Consider the following 14612-nt stretch of genomic DNA (forward strand, 5'->3'; position numbering starts at 1 on the left):
CGGATGGGTCCCAGCCAGGGCGGGTGCCGGCGGCGGCGCCCCGGCAGGGCCGTCCCGGTGCCGGTCAGTCCGCGGCGTTGATCAGTGAGCCGGCGGCGTAGACGAGGTAGTCCCAGAGCTTGGCCTCCAGCGGGGCGGGCAGCTCCAGGCTGTCGACGGCGTCGCGCATGTGCCGCAGCCAGGCGTCGTGTGCGGCCCGGTTCACCGTGAAGGGCGCGTGCCGCATCCGCAGCCGGGGGTGACCCCGCGCGTCACTGTAGGTGCGGGGGCCGCCCCAGTACTGCATCAGGAAGAGCGCAAGCCGCTCCTCGGCCGGTCCCAGGTCCTCCTCCGGATACATGGGCCGCAGCAGGGGGTCTTCGGCGACTCCCTGGTAGAAGCGGTGCACCAGCCGTCGAAACGTCTCTTCGCCGCCGACCTGTTCGTAGAAGGTCTGCGTTTCCAGACTGCCGCGCGGAATCTCCATCACCCGTCCATGGTCGCAGACGGCCCGGAGGAGGTCCGCGGACCTAGGACCGGTCCTCCGAGCGCCCTCCTCCGGACCCCGCATCACACCGCCTCCGGCCCGGCGCGCCTTCGGCCCGCAACCGGCCCGGCCAGGCACCGCCCCGCAGTCGGGCACCGCCTCGCAGTCGGGCACCGCCCGGCAGCCGGGCACCGGTGCGGGGGGCGGACACCGCAGTCGACTACCGACCCCGCTGCCGGGCCCCGGCCCCGGCCCCGGTCAGGCGGCGTCCCAGCGGAAGACCCGGGCGGCGATCGCCGTCAGCACCGCGGCGAACAGCAGCAGTCCGCCCATGACGGGCAGCGCGGTGCCCCAGCTCTCCCCGCGGGTGAGGACGTCCTGCATGGCCGAGGCCAGGTGCTTGAGCGGCAGGAACTCACTGACCGCGCGGATCCATCCCGGTGCGTTGTCCAGCGGGAAGAAGGCGCCGGAGAGGAACGCCATGGGCAGGATGACCAGCTGCGCCATCCCGTTGGCCGCCTCCTCGGTCTTGGCGAAGGAGCCGACCAGCAGTCCGATGGACATGAAGGCCAGCGTGCCGCAGACCACCAGCGGCAGGCACAGCCACCAGTCGCCGGTGAGTTCCAGCCCGTAGTAGGGCAGCGAGGCGACCGCCAGGAAGATCGCCGTCTGCGCGAAGGCGGTCATCAGGTTGACGCCGATCCGGGCGCCGACCACGCTGCGCGCACCGATCGGGGCGAGCCACAGGCGGCGCAGGATGCGCTTCCGGCGCCAGCTCACCAGGTTGAAGGCGGAGCCGAAGACGCCGCCCATCGCCACCGCCCAGCCCAGCAGCCCCGGCGTGAGGTACTGGATCGGTTTGGTGGCCTCGTCCTCGACGGTGTCGGTCTGCAGCGCGAAGGCGGGCGGCTGCCCGGTCGCCCGCTGGTTGGCCTGCTGGACGATGCTGTTGAGCACTCCCCGTACGGTGCCCGAGCGCACCTGGTCGGCCGCCGAGTAGCGCAGTTCCACCTTGCCGTCCCGCTGGAAGACGGCCGCGTCGGCGTCGCCCTTGCGGACCTTCTCCAGGGCCTCGCGGCGGGCCGCGGCAGAACCGTCCGTCTTCTCGATCTCCAGGATGTCCCGCAGCCCGGCGCGCTGCTTGTCGGGCATGCCGTCGAGCACCTTGACGCTGCCGACCTGCACGATGTCGGACTTGCCGACCCCTTGGTCCTTGAACAGCGCGCCGAAGAGCATCAGGAACATCAGCGGGAAGATCAGTGTGAAGAAGACCGCCGCACGGTCGCGGGCCAGCCCGCGTGCCATCGCCAGCGACAGATTGAGGAACGCTCTCACTCCCGGTACTCCCGCCCCGTCAACTGGAGGAAGACGTCCTCCAGGGTGTCGACTTCCAACTCCTGCACGAGCGAGCGCGGCGGCCCCACCCGCAGCACCTTTCCGTGGTCCATGACGGCGACCCGGTCGCACAGTGTCTCGGCCTCGTCCATGTAGTGCGTGGTGAGCACCACGGTGCGGCCTGAGGAGTTGATGGTGCGCAGCAGGTCCCACAGGTTGCGCCGGGCCTGCGGGTCCAGGCCGGTGGTGGGCTCGTCCAGGAAGACCAGCTCCGGGTCGTGCACCAGGGCGCAGGCGATGGACAGCCGCTGCGCCTGGCCGCCGGAGAGCTTGTCCTCCCGGGTGTTCGCCTTCTCGGCGAGTCCCACGGTCTCCAGCATCCGGTCGGCGTGCGACTCCTCGATGCCGTAGAGCGCGGCGAAGGTGCGTATCTGCTCCCGGGCGGTCAGTCGCTCGAAGAACGCGGACGCCTGGAGCTGCACGCCTATTCGGCGCAGCAGCGCAGGGTCGCGGGGCCAGGAGGGGGATCCCAGCAGGTGCGCGGTTCCCTCGTCGGGTTCGCGGAGCCCTTCCAGGAGTTCCATGGTGGTCGTCTTGCCGGCTCCGTTCGGCCCGAGGATGCCGTAGAACTCGCCGCGCTGCACTTCGAGGGAGACACCGTCGACGGCCTGCGTCTCCCCGTAACGTTTGCGCAGCCCGTCGGCTGTGATCGCGTTGGACATGAGCGGAGGCTAATGGCTGAATCCCGTATTCCGGTCTCGCGCGGTCATCTGTTCCGTCTCGCCTGGCCATCGGTCGGATCACGCAGCGGCGACGCCCGGGTGCGGCCGGGCCACCCGGGCCCCCGCACACGTGGCACGCCCCCGTCCCAGGAAGCCGGGAACCGGGCGGCCCGCGGGGTGCGTGAGGGAGGGCAGGAGCGGGCGCGGCGGCAGCGCTCGACCGGCGGAGGCGCCGGCCGGGGGAACGCGCCCCGCCAGGTGTCGGGGGATGTGCCCGGACCGGGCATTCGGTCGCGATCCGAACAAGATCCCGGCCAAGTCCCTGTCACCGCTGCCCGCGGCAGCCATACTGCTGGCCTGGACACCACGGCCGGAGCGTCCCGACGCTCGCGGTCCCGGGCGGGGGAGCCGGGGGCTGCGCGGAACGGAGCGGAGGGAACGCACGCGGCAGGGTGTCTGCCAGCAACCGAGGGGGAGGGCTCCAGCCGTGACTCAGCAGCCGACCGTGCCACCGGCCCCGCCGCCGCTGTCCGGGGCGCCGCCGGACGGGCCCGGGGCGGGAGCGGACCGGGCCCCCGCGGGCGGCGGGCCGCTGGCCGCGGCGCCGCCGCCTCCGCGCCGCACGGCCTGGTCCGAGGGGGTGCGGCGACTGCGCACGGCCGCCACCACCGAGCCGGGCAGGCTGCGGGCGATCGGCGCGGCCCTGGTCGTGCTCGTGCTGCTGTTCGGGGCCGTGTCGGCGTGGCAGGTCTCCGACCGGGTGGCGGCGGCGGACGCCGTGGTCGACCACAGCCAGCCGCTGAGCGCGGACGCCGCGCACATCTACCGCTCGCTGGCCGATGCCGACACCTCGGCCTCCAGCGGCTTCCTCGCGGGCGGTGACGAGCCCCGCTCGGAGCGCCGACGCTACGAGAAGGACATCCGGGAGGCGTCCGAACTGCTCGCCGAGGCGGCGGCCGCCTCCGGAGGGTCGCCGACCGCGGAGCGGCAGATCGCCGTCCTCAACCGCGGACTGCCGGTCTACACGGGCCTGGTGGAGTCCGCGCGCGCCGACAACCGGCAGGGCCTGCCGCTGGGCGGCGCCTATCTGCGGTACGCCAACGAGAAGATGCGCGGCGAACTGCTGCCCGCCGCCCGCAAGCTGTACACGGCCGAGACCGAGCAGTTGGGCGGCGACTACACGGACGCCGAGAGTCGGCCGCTGCTCGGGCTCGGCACCGGCGTGCTGGCTCTCGCCGCGCTGGGCTGGGCGCAGCGCCGCAACTATCGCCGTACGAACCGGGTCTTCGACCGTGGTCTGCTCGGCGCGACCGCCGCCGTGCTGGCGCTGCTGGTGTGGCTCGGGGCGGGGCACATGCTGGCGCGCGCGGGTCTGGACGAGTCCGACACCAAGGGCGCGCGTTCGCTGCAGGCTCTCAACGAGGCGTGGATAGGCACCCTCCAGGCGCGCGGTGACGAGAACATGACGCTGGTCGCGCGCGGTGGCGGCGCGGCGTACGAGAAGAGCTACCGCAAGCAGATGTCCGCGGTCGCGGGCACTGGTGAACGGCGCGCCGAGGGCGGGCTGCTGGGGGAGGCCCGCCGGGTCGCGGACGACCGCAGCGGCGGTGACGCGGTGCGGGACGCGCAGCGGGCCGTGCGGACCTGGCAGGAGCGGCACCGGCAGGCGCGGGCCGAGGACGACGGCGGCCACTACGAGGACGCGGTCGCCCGGGTGATCGGTGCCGAGGACAGCACGCGGGAGAGCTTCGACGCGGCGGACGCGAGCCTGGGCCGGGCCGCGGCGCACGAGCAGCGCCAGTTCGAGGAGGCCGCCGCGGCGGGCCGTGGCCGGTTCGGCGGGCTGCTGGTGGGAGCGCTGCTGCTGGCCGTGCTCGGGGCGGTGGGCACGGTGTTGGGCGTCGGGCGGCGGCTCGCGGAGTACAGGTGAGGAAGGGGGACGCCATGTCGGCGACGGGAGCGACGGGAGCGGATGCATCGGACGCGCCGGAGGCCAGGGGCGCGGCGGACGCAGCGGGTGCCACAGGTGCCACAGGTGCCACAGGTGCCACAGGTGCCGCGGACGCGACGCGCGCCGCGGACACACACGCCGCCGCACGCGATGCGGCCGCCGGCGCCGCGGCGGGCCGGAGCCCCGGCGACAGGCCCGAGCCGGGCCGCCGGAGCGAGCGGGTGCCCGCACGGGGGCGGCCGGGCGGCGCCTCCCGCAGGCCGTGGGCGGTCGCCGCGGGCGGGCTGGCGGCCGCGGCGGCGGTACTGGTCCCCGCGGTCGCGGGCACCGGAGCCCCGAGCGGCTCCTCGGCTGACCGCGGAGCGGTGCGCTCGGGTCCGGGTGCCGCGCTGGGGCGGCCCGCCTCCGCCACCGAGCCCGGGGCCGAGCCGCGGCCGGAGAAGTGCGCGGACGGCAGCAATCCCGCCGAGAGCCTCAAGCCGTCCGGCGCCTCCGGGAAGGCGGTCGAGCGGATCGAGAAGAAGGACAAGCTGGTTGTCGGTGTCGACCAGAACAGCTATCTGTGGGGCTACCGGGACCCGGCCACCGGCACCATCGAGGGCTTCGACATCGACCTGGTCAAGGCCATCGCGCGGGATCTGCTGGGGAAGGACGGAGCCGACCGGATCGTCTACCGCACCATCCCCACCGACCAGCGTGTCCCTGCCATCCAGAGCGGTGATGTGGACATGGTCGTGCGGACGATGACCATCAACTGCTCCCGGCGCGCGCAGGTCGCCTTCTCCACCGCGTACTTCCAGGCGGGCCAGCAGTTGGTCGTGCCCAAGAAGCACGCGCGCGTCAAGGGCTTCGACAGCAGCATGCGCGGCAAACACGTGTGCTACGCCTCGGGTTCCACGGCGGAGAAGATGATGAAGACCCCCGCGTACGCGGGACTGGGCGCGCGCCCGGTCGTCGTGCCCAACCAGCTCGACTGCCTGGTGCGGATGCAGCTCGGCGAGGCGGACGCGACGGTCACCGACAGCGCCCTGGGCGCGGGGCAGGCCGCGCAGGACCCCTCGGTCGAACTCGTGGGGGAGCCGGAGACGCTGGAGCCGTACGGCGTCGCGATGAACCTGGAGGACGAGGATCTGGTCCGCAGGGTCAACAAGGTGCTGGAGGACTACCGCAAGCACAAGTGGAAGTCTTCCTACGACCGCTGGCTGGCCGACGACATGATGGGTACGGAAGGGAAGAAGCCCGCACCGCCCGAGCCGCTCTACCGCGACTGAACCGGACGCGGCGGTCGCACTGCGGACATGGCCGCCGAGGCGGCTGCCGAAGTGGCCGTTGCGTACCGGTTCGTGGGAACGGGTCCGTGAGTACGAGTCGAACAGCGAGGTGATCGATGGGGTCCGCGGGAGCCGCCGGAGAGGTGATGAGCCGGGAGGAGACCGACCGGGTGCTGGAGCGGCTCGACGCCGAGCACGAGGCGGTGGAGTCCTCCTTGCTGGCGCTCCAGGACCACGCCGGGCGCAGGCTCCTGGAGGGCGCCGAGCTCGCCGGGACGACCGCGCACCGCTGGGCCCGGGCCGAGGCCGCCATCACCGCGCTGTGGAACGGGTTCGAGGTCTACGCGCGCACTTTGCGCCAGGCCCGCGAACTGCGGGAGCGCCGCCGCTGGCCCAGCCGTGACGACCTGGTCGAGCTGACCCGGCTGCTGCGCGGCACCCTCACCGTCCCCGGCGCGGGGTTGCCCGGTACCGAGGGGGCAAGCCTGTCCGGGGCGCAGAAGCTGGCCGAGGAGGTGACCCTCGGGCAGCTCGTCGAGCGGATGAACGGGTGGTACGCGCAGGCACTCGACGTGGTGGCGGCGGCCGATTCCGTGTGGTCCGCGCTGCCGGCGCGGATCGACATGCTCGCTGCCGAACTGGGCCGCGTGCGCTCCCTGGCGCACTCGGTGGGCGTGCGCCCCGGTGAGCACCCGTCCGCCGACGATCTGGAACGCATCACCGGCGAACTCACCGTGCTGCGCCAGGAGGTCGTCCGGGATCCGCTCGCCTTCTGGACACCCACCGGAGGCAGCGGCGCGCCGGGCGGCGGCAGACCGGACACCACCCGCTACGACAGTGCCGCCCGCGCGCTGGAGGAGGTACGGCGTGAGATCGACGCCGTGCTCGCCGTGCGGCAGGACGCCGAACAGCGGCTGATGAAACTGCGCGACCTGCTCACCCGCGCCGACCGCACACTCGCCGAGGCTCGCGCGGCACGCGGCGAGGTGCTGGCCAAGATCGCCGCCTCCGAGGTGCCCGCCGTCAGCGGACCGCCCGCGGCGCTGCACAGCCGGCTCGCCGAAGCCGTCGGGCACCGCAGGTACGCGCAGTGGCACCGGCTCTCACCGCTGCTGGAGGAGCTGGAGGTGAGTGCCGAGGACGAGTTGCAGCGGGCCCGCGCCCAACTCTCCGCCGTCACCGCGCCACTGGCCGTGCGGGCGGAACTGCGCGGCCGCCTGGACGCGTACAAGGCAAAGGTGGCCCAGCACGGTCTCGCCGAGGACAGCCTGCTCATCGAGCGCTACGACACGGCGCGCCGGATGCTGTGGAGCGCCCCCTGCGACCTGCGGGCCGCGGAGGACGCCGTACTGCGCTACCAGCGGGCCGCACAGGAGGCACTGCAGCACCGGCGGCAGACCCGGGACGCCGCGGGCGGAGCGATGAACATGGGGGCAGAGTGAGCGAGCAGACGAGCGCACCGGAGCGGCCGTGCCAGCGGCCGCAGTGCGACGGCGTGTACGAGGACATGGGAGGAGGCGAGCTGTATTGCGGCACCTGCGGGCTCGCCCCCGTGGTGGCACCCGGCGGAATGCTGGGCGCTGCGCCCACCGGGATGACCGGCCCGGCGCGGCACAGCCGCTCCTCCGGCTCCGCGCGCTCGGGCTCCGCGCGGACCTCCTCCCGCGGCTCGGCGCGCTCGCGCTCCTCGCGCCGTTCGGTCTCCGGGCGGCTCTCCCGCGCGCTGTCCGGGCGCGGCACCGAGCGCTCGGTCTCCGTCCGCAGCTCCAGCACCTCCGCCAAGAGTTCCGGGCGGAGCAGGCTGGGCGCCGGACTGGTGCAGATCCCGCAGGTGCCCCGGCCGGATCCGGCCGGGGTCGTCCTGGCGGACCCGGAGGTGCCCGAGCGCAAGCGCTTCTGCAGCAACGGGGAGTGCGGCGCGGCGGTGGGGCGGGTGCGCGGCGACCGGCCCGGCCGCACGGAGGGGTTCTGCACCAAGTGCGGCCACCCCTACTCGTTCGTGCCCAAGCTGCGTCCCGGCGACATCGTGCACGGCCAGTACGAGGTCGCGGGCTGCCTGGCGCACGGCGGACTCGGCTGGGTCTACCTGGCCGTCGACCGGGCCGTCTCGGACCGCTGGGTGGTCCTCAAGGGCCTGCTGGACACCGGTGACCAGGACGCGATGGCGGCGGCGATCGCCGAGCGCCGCTTCCTGGCGGAGATCGAGCACTCCAACATCGTCCGCATCTACAACTTCGTCGAGCACCTCGACCAGCGCACCGGCAGCCTCGACGGCTACATCGTGATGGAGTACGTCGGCGGCAGCTCCCTCAAGCAGATCGCCAACGACCGCCGCACCCCGGCGGGGAAGCGCGACCCGCTGCCCGTGGAGCAGGCGTGCGCCTACGGCATCGAGGCCCTGGAGGCCCTGGGGCATCTGCACAGCCGCAACCTGCTCTACTGCGACTTCAAGGTGGACAACGCGATACAGCAGGACGACCAGCTCAAGCTGATCGACCTGGGCGCGGTGCGCCGCATGGACGACGACGAGAGCGCCATCTACGGCACCGTCGGGTATCAGGCGCCCGAAGTCGCCGAGGAGGGTCCCTCGGTCGCCTCGGACCTGTACACCGTGGCGCGCACCCTCGCCGTCCTGACCTTCGATTTCCAGGGCTACACCAACGTCTACGTCGACAGCCTGCCCAACCCGGAGAACATCGGGGTCTTCCAGCGGTACGAGTCCTTCTACCGGTTTTTGGTGCGGGCGACCGACCCCGACCCGCGCCGCAGGTTCGCCTCCGCGCAGGAGATGGCCGACCAGCTTCTGGGGGTGCTCCGGGAGGTCGTGGCGCTGCAGACCGGGAAGCCGCGCCCCGCCCTGTCCACCCTCTTCGGTCCGGAACCGCGGGTCGTGGACACCGAGCTGTTCGCGCCGCAGTCCGGCGACGCCTCCCTGCTGGGGGCGCGCGATCCGGCGGCGGGGAAGCGCCGCGCCCGGCGGGCCGCGCTCGCGGGAGCGGGCCGTTCCGCGGCGTCCGGGGGCGCGCCCACCGCTCCGGAGGTGCCGCAGGCGGCGGGCGGCATCGCCGCGCCGCCCGCCCCCGCCGGAGCGCCGGAGGTGCCGGCCGCCCGTACCGCGCCGCCCGCGCCGCTCGCCTCGTTCCCCCAGCCCGGGGGCGAGAGCCCGGCCGCCGCCCCCGGGGGCGGCGTCGCGCTGGCCCCGTTCCGTACCCGGCTGACGGCGCTGGCGCTGCCCGTCCCGCGCGTCGACGCCGCCGACCCCAACGCGGGCTTCCTCGCCGGGCTGTCGGCTTCCTCCCCCGCCGAGCTGCTCACCGCGCTGGACGGGGCGCCGGCCGACTCGCCGGAGGTGCGGCTGCGTACTCTGCGCGCCCTCCTGGAGAGCGACGCGGGCCAGGAGGGCGCCGGGGCCGCACTCGACGCGCTGGACGCCCTGGAGGCCCGGCATGCCGACGACTGGCGGGTCGTGTGGTACCGCGGCCTGGCGGCGCTGGCGACCGGCGACCGGGAGACCGCTGCGCTCTCCTTCGACGCGGTCTACGACGCGTTCCCCGGCGAGCCCGCGCCCAAGCTGGCCCTGGGCTGCTGCGCGGAGGTGCTCGGCCAGTCGGACAACGCGGCGGAGTACTACCGGCTGGTGTGGACGACCGATCCGTCGTATGTGAGCGCCGCGTTCGGGCTGGCCCGGGTGCGGCTGGCGACCGGCGACCGGCCGGGCGCCGTCCAGGTGCTGGAGTCGGTGCCGGAGTCCTCCATCCACTACACCGCCGCGCGCATCGCGGCGGTACGCGCCCGGCTGCGGCAGCGCTCGCCGCACGAGCCGCTGCTGGAGGAACTGCGCGCGGCCGCGCAGCAGGTGGCCGATCTCCAGCACGTCGGACTGGACGAGGTGCGCCGCCACGAGCTGACCTGCGAGGTACTCGGGTGCGCACTCGACTGGCTGCTGTGCCAGGCTGTTCCCGCCCGGGGGGCTGCTTCCTCCGGGCCCGCGCCTGCGGGTGCGCCGGGAGCACCGCCGGGTGCCGGGGTACGGCTGTTGGACAGCCCGCTCACCGAAGAGGGGCTGCGCTTCGGCCTGGAGCGCTCCTACCGGCTGCTCGCCCGGCACGCGCAGAGCGGAACCGCGAGGATCGAACTGGTGGAGCGGGCCAACCGTTTCCGCCCCAGGACGTGGGTGTGACCATGCCTCAGTTGGACCAACTCTCCGCCTGCCCGAGCTGTGCGGAACCGCTCGAGGAGGGCGACCGCTTCTGCGGCGCCTGCGGTGCGGACCTGGCAGCCGCCGTGCAGGGCCTCGCAGCCGGCCGCGGCACCCCTCCGGCGCCGCGGCGGGAACCCACGCTTCCGGACGGCCTCCCGGCGGCCGCACCGCCCGGCCAGGACGTCCCGCCGCCGCCTCAGGTGCCACCGCCCCCCGCGGCTCCGCCGCAGGCCGGACCCGGCCAGGCGCCTCCCGCGGCACCGGATGGGCCCGCGGGAGGCCCGGCCGGCTCGGGCCCGGTGCCCCCGGTCCCGAGCGTGCCGCCGCCCCCGCCGCCGCCCCCTCCGGCGCCGACCGGTCCTGACGCCGCGCAGCCGTCCGCTGCCGGAGCGCACGGGGCGGCCCCCGCGCCGCCCGGGAGCGCCCCGGCCGCCCCGTCCGCCGCGCCGGTGGCACCCGCCGCACCGGACCCGCGCGGCGAGCCGGACGCGGCGCGCTCCGCCGCGGCGGCCTCCGATCCGCGTACGGCCGCCGCCGCGCCGCAGTCCTCCGGGCCGGTCTGCGTGGCCTGCGGCACCGGGACGATCGACAGTGACGGCTACTGCGAGCACTGCGGCCACAAGCAGCCCCGGGAACGCGACCACATGGAGTCCGCGCTCGGCACCGTCGCGGCCGCCAGCGACCGGGGGCTGCGGCACCACCGCAACGAGGACTACTTCGCCATCGCCGAGGCCGCCACGCCGGAGGGCGCGACCGCGACGCTCGCCGTCGTCTGCGACGGCGTCTCCTCGGCCACCCGCCCCGACGAGGCGTCGGCGGCGGCGGCCGAGGCCGCGGGTGCCTCGCTGCGCCGGGAGGTGCCGGCGGGCCGCCATCCGCAGCAGGCCATGCACGACGCGCTGGTGGCCGCTTCGGAGGCGGTCAACGCGCTGGCCGCCGACACCCCGGTCGAGCCGTCCAAGAACGCTCCGGCCTGCACCGTCGTCGGCGCGGTCAGCGTGGAGGGCGTCGTGACCGTCGGCTGGATCGGCGACAGCCGCGTCTACTGGGTGCCCGACGACCGCGCCTCGGCCCCCGCGCGGCTGACCGAGGACGACTCCTGGGCGGCCCAGATGGTCGCCGCGGGTCTGATGAACGAGGCCGAGGCCTACGCCGACCCGCGGGCGCACGCGATCACCGGCTGGCTCGGCGCGGACGCCTACGAGATCGACCCGCACACCTGCTCGTTCAAACCCGAACAGCCCGGTGTCGTGGTGGTGTGCACCGACGGGCTGTGGAACTACGCGGAGTCGGCGGGGGAGATGGCCGCGGCCGTACCGGCCGACGCCTCGGCACGCCCCTTGCAGGCCGCGCAGCACCTGGTCGGCTATGCGCTGGACGGTGGTGGGCACGACAACGTGACGGTGGCCGTGCTGCCGTTCCCCGTGCCGTCGGGAGGGGCGGGCTCGGCCTGAACCGAGCGTGCTGCGGGGGGCCTTCGGACGCCGCTGTGCGGTGCCGGGGGCGACGGGAGCGCTGTCCGGGGGGAAGTACCGCACGTGCCACCGCGCTTCCGCCCCGCCCCGTTGTCCACTTGTCACTGGAGAGCAAACAGGAGCGGAACAGATGGCCAACTTCGCGAAGTCCAACGCGCCGCGCTTCTCGGTGGACGTCTACCAGAACGCGTATCTGCCCGAAGGTGCCCAAGAGGTCAACGCCGTGGTCACCGTCACCTCCACGGGGGGTGGTACGACCGGCGGCATACCGCTGCCGGTGACCGGGCCGGGTCGGGTTCCGGCTGCGGAGGGGGCCGACGCGGCGGTCGTCATCATGCTCGACTGCTCCGGCTCGATGGACTACCCGCCCACCAAGATGCGCAACGCGCGCGACGCCACCGCCGCCGCGATCGACACGCTCCGCGACGGTGTCTCCTTCGCCGTCGTGGCGGGCACCCACAGGGCGAAGGAGGTGTTTCCCGGCGGTGGCGCGCTCGCCGTCGCCGACGCCACCACCCGGGCCCAGGCCAAGGACGCGCTGCGCGGCCTGTCGGCGGGCGGCGGCACCGCGATCGGCACCTGGCTGCGGCTGGCCGACCGACTGCTGAGCGCCGCCGACGTCACCATCCGGCACGGCATCCTGCTCACCGACGGGCGCAACGAGCACGAGGAACCCGCCGCGCTGCGCGCGGCGCTGGAGGCGTGCGCGGGCCACTTCACCTGCGACGCACGGGGAGTGGGCACCGACTGGGAGGTCCAGGAGGTCACCGGGATCGCCTCGGCGCTGCTCGGTACCGCCGACATCGTGGCCGATCCGGACGGGCTGGCGGCGGACTTCACCAGGATGATGGAGAGCGCCATGGGCAAGGAGGTCGCCGACGTGGCGCTCCGGCTGTGGACACCGCAGGGCTCCCGGATCGCGTTCGTCAAACAGGTGGCCCCCACGGTCGAGGAGTTGACCGGCCGCCGCACGGAGGCCGGTCCGCGCGCCGGTGACTACCCGACCGGGTCCTGGGGGGACGAGTCGCGCGACTACCACGTCTGTGTGGAGGTGCCGGCCGCCGGGATCGGCCAGGAGATGCTCGCCGCGCGGGTCTCGCTGGTGCTGCCCGCGCCGGACGGCGGTACCGCGCAGACACTCGGGCAGGCGCTGGTGCGGGCGGTGTGGACGGACGACCTGGCGGCCACCACCTCCATCAACCCGCAGGTGGCGCACTACACAGGGCAGGCCGAACTGGCCCAGGTGATCCGTACGGGTCTCGATCTCCGAAAGGCGGGGGACGAAGCGGGCGCAACGGCCAAACTGGGGCGAGCAGTGCAGTTGGCGAACGCGTCGGGGAACACGGATACTGCGAAACTGCTTTCGAAGGTGGTCGACGTGGTGGATGCCGCGACGGGTACTGTTCGACTGAAGACGAAGGTCGCCGAGGCCGACGAGATGACGCTGGAGACGCGGTCCACCAAGACGGTCCGCGTGAAGCGCTAGCGTCCCGGCCGCGGCGCCTCCGCACGACCGGCGTGACCCGCACCAGCAGGTACCGACGAGCAGGAGCACGGAGGGGGAGGCACCACCATGCCGACTTGCCCGAACGGCCACCAGTCAGCGGCCGACGACTGGTGCGAGGTCTGCGGCCACCGCATGGCCGAAGCGCCGGGGTCGCCCGCCGGTGCCGCACCGCCGCCTCCTCAGCCGCCCGCCCCGGGCGGCTACGGCTACCCGGGCCCGCCCGGTCCGCCGCCCGCGCCCGGCCCGCCCCCGCCCGGACAGGGCTACGGCTACCCGGGACCCGGCTCGGGTCCGTCCGAGCCGTGCCCCCAGTGCGGGACGCCGCGCGAGTCCCAGGCGCCCTTCTGCGAGGAGTGCCGCTACAACTTCCTGACCCACTCGCCGACCACCTATGTCCCGCCGGGCCAGCAGCCGCAGGCAGCCCGTCCCGGTTTCCCGCCCCCCTCCGGGCCGGGCGCCCCGGACCCGGGAGCCCCGGGCCCCGGCATGGGCGGCCCCGGTGCGCCCCCGCCCCCCGGCCCCGGCGGTCCCGCCTTCGGCGGTCCGGGTGGCCCCGGTGGTCCCGAGGCCCCCGGCCCGTCCGGTCCGCCCGGATTCGACGGCCCGGGTCCGCAGGGCCCCGGCGCCGGGCCGGGTCACCCGGGTGAGCCCGGTGCGCCGGGCATGCCCGGCGCACCCGGCCAGGGCCCCGGACACGGCTACGGGACGGACGGCCGCGGCGAGCAGCAGGCCCCCGGCGGGCCCGGAGCACCCGCGCCCGGCCCGGTCGGCCCCGGCGGCTTCCCCGGCCCGGGCCAGCAGCCCTACCCGGGCCGACAGCCCTATCCCCCTGCTCCTCCCGCGGACCCGTACGGCGGTCCGCATGCTCAGCCCGCGGGCGGCGACTGGGAGCTGTCCCCGCCCGGCCCCGCCGAGCAGCAGACGGCAGCACCGCCGACACCCCCGGCGACCCCGCAGGCGCCCGGCGGACATCCCGGGCCGCCTCCGGCCCCGCCCGGCCTACCGGCCCAGCACGGCCCCGGCCCGGGCTCCCCGCAGCAGGGCGGGCCCGCGGAGTACGGCGGTCAGCCCGCCCCGGACCACGGCATCCCGGACCACGGCATCCCGGACCACGGCGGGCCGGACCATGCTGCGCAGGGCGGCGGAGTGCCGCAGGGCGGCGGTGCGTGGACGGCGATGATCGGCCCGGACCGTACGTACTTCATGGCGATGATGCAGCGCAGCGGCCCCGAGGCGGCGGCGCTCAACCTTCCCGCGTACTCCCCGGAGCAGCAGCTGCCGCTCACCGGCCCGCAGGTCACCATCGGCCGCCGCCGCGCGTCCACGGGGGAGGCCCCGGACATCGATCTGGGCCGCTCCCCCGAGGACCCCGGGGTCTCGCATCAGCACGCGGTGCTGGTGCAGCAGCCCGACGGCAGCTGGTCCGTCGTCGACCAGGACTCCACCAACGGCACCACCATCAACGGCGCCGAGGAACCGGTCCAGCCGTTCGTGCCCGTCCCCCTCAAGGAGGGCGACCGGGTCCATGTGGGCGCGTGGACGACGATCACGCTCGTGCGCCGGTAGTCCCGGTAGTCCCGAACGGCAGTCCCGGCCGCAGGGGGGGGCGTGAGGGTGCGCCCCCACGCCCCCTGCGGCGGTCCGGCATGCCCGGCGGCGGTCGTGTCCCCCGGCGCCGGGCACT

General features: G+C 74.7%; 10 protein-coding genes. 7 read left to right on the forward strand and 3 right to left on the reverse strand.

The window, feature by feature from the left end:
* Positions 1-64: 64 nt before the first annotated feature.
* The 3 genes from ACFYNS_RS24385 to ACFYNS_RS24395 form a co-directional block, all read right to left on the reverse strand.
* Positions 65-469: a globin gene (locus ACFYNS_RS24385; protein WP_360301500.1), complete on the reverse strand. Its 405-nt coding sequence runs from the start codon at positions 467-469 to the stop codon at positions 65-67.
* 255 nt (positions 470-724) lie between these two features.
* Positions 725-1801 carry an ABC transporter permease gene (locus ACFYNS_RS24390; protein WP_360301503.1) on the reverse strand — a complete coding sequence of 359 codons (1077 nt, stop codon included), beginning with the start codon at positions 1799-1801 and terminating at the stop codon, positions 725-727.
* Complete coding sequence (locus tag ACFYNS_RS24395) at positions 1798-2523, reverse strand: ABC transporter ATP-binding protein (protein ID WP_360301506.1); 726 nt, start codon at positions 2521-2523, stop codon at positions 1798-1800. Before ACFYNS_RS24395 ends, ACFYNS_RS24390 begins: the two co-directional genes overlap by 4 nt.
* A gap of 487 nt (positions 2524-3010) precedes the next feature.
* Between ACFYNS_RS24395 and ACFYNS_RS24400 the strand changes: the two genes are divergently transcribed.
* From ACFYNS_RS24400 to ACFYNS_RS24430, 7 genes are all read left to right on the forward strand, one after another.
* Entirely contained in the window at positions 3011-4453 is a 1443-nt protein-coding gene (locus ACFYNS_RS24400; protein WP_388605072.1) for a hypothetical protein, read from the forward strand.
* 242 nt (positions 4454-4695) lie between these two features.
* Positions 4696-5745 carry a glutamate ABC transporter substrate-binding protein gene (locus tag ACFYNS_RS24405; RefSeq protein WP_388605074.1) on the forward strand — a complete coding sequence of 350 codons (1050 nt, stop codon included), beginning with the start codon at positions 4696-4698 and terminating at the stop codon, positions 5743-5745.
* A gap of 116 nt (positions 5746-5861) precedes the next feature.
* Entirely contained in the window at positions 5862-7187 is a 1326-nt protein-coding gene (locus ACFYNS_RS24410) for a hypothetical protein (RefSeq protein ID WP_388605076.1), read from the forward strand.
* A 65-nt stretch (positions 7188-7252) separates the two neighbouring features.
* Positions 7253-9925: a tetratricopeptide repeat protein gene (locus ACFYNS_RS24415; RefSeq protein ID WP_388605112.1), complete on the forward strand. Its 2673-nt coding sequence runs from the start codon at positions 7253-7255 to the stop codon at positions 9923-9925.
* Between the two features lie 2 nt (positions 9926-9927).
* Positions 9928-11400, forward strand: a complete 1473-nt coding sequence (locus tag ACFYNS_RS24420; RefSeq protein ID WP_388605114.1) for a PP2C family serine/threonine-protein phosphatase — start codon at positions 9928-9930, stop codon at positions 11398-11400.
* A 151-nt stretch (positions 11401-11551) separates the two neighbouring features.
* Entirely contained in the window at positions 11552-12907 is a 1356-nt protein-coding gene (locus ACFYNS_RS24425; protein WP_360303644.1) for a VWA domain-containing protein, read from the forward strand.
* Between the two features lie 87 nt (positions 12908-12994).
* Positions 12995-14494: an FHA domain-containing protein gene (locus tag ACFYNS_RS24430; protein ID WP_388605078.1), complete on the forward strand. Its 1500-nt coding sequence runs from the start codon at positions 12995-12997 to the stop codon at positions 14492-14494.
* The last annotated feature ends 118 nt before the right edge of the window (positions 14495-14612 follow it).

The sequence above is a fragment of the Streptomyces sp. NPDC006925 genome, assembly GCF_042869575.1.
GTDB lineage: Bacteria > Actinomycetota > Actinomycetes > Streptomycetales > Streptomycetaceae > Streptomyces.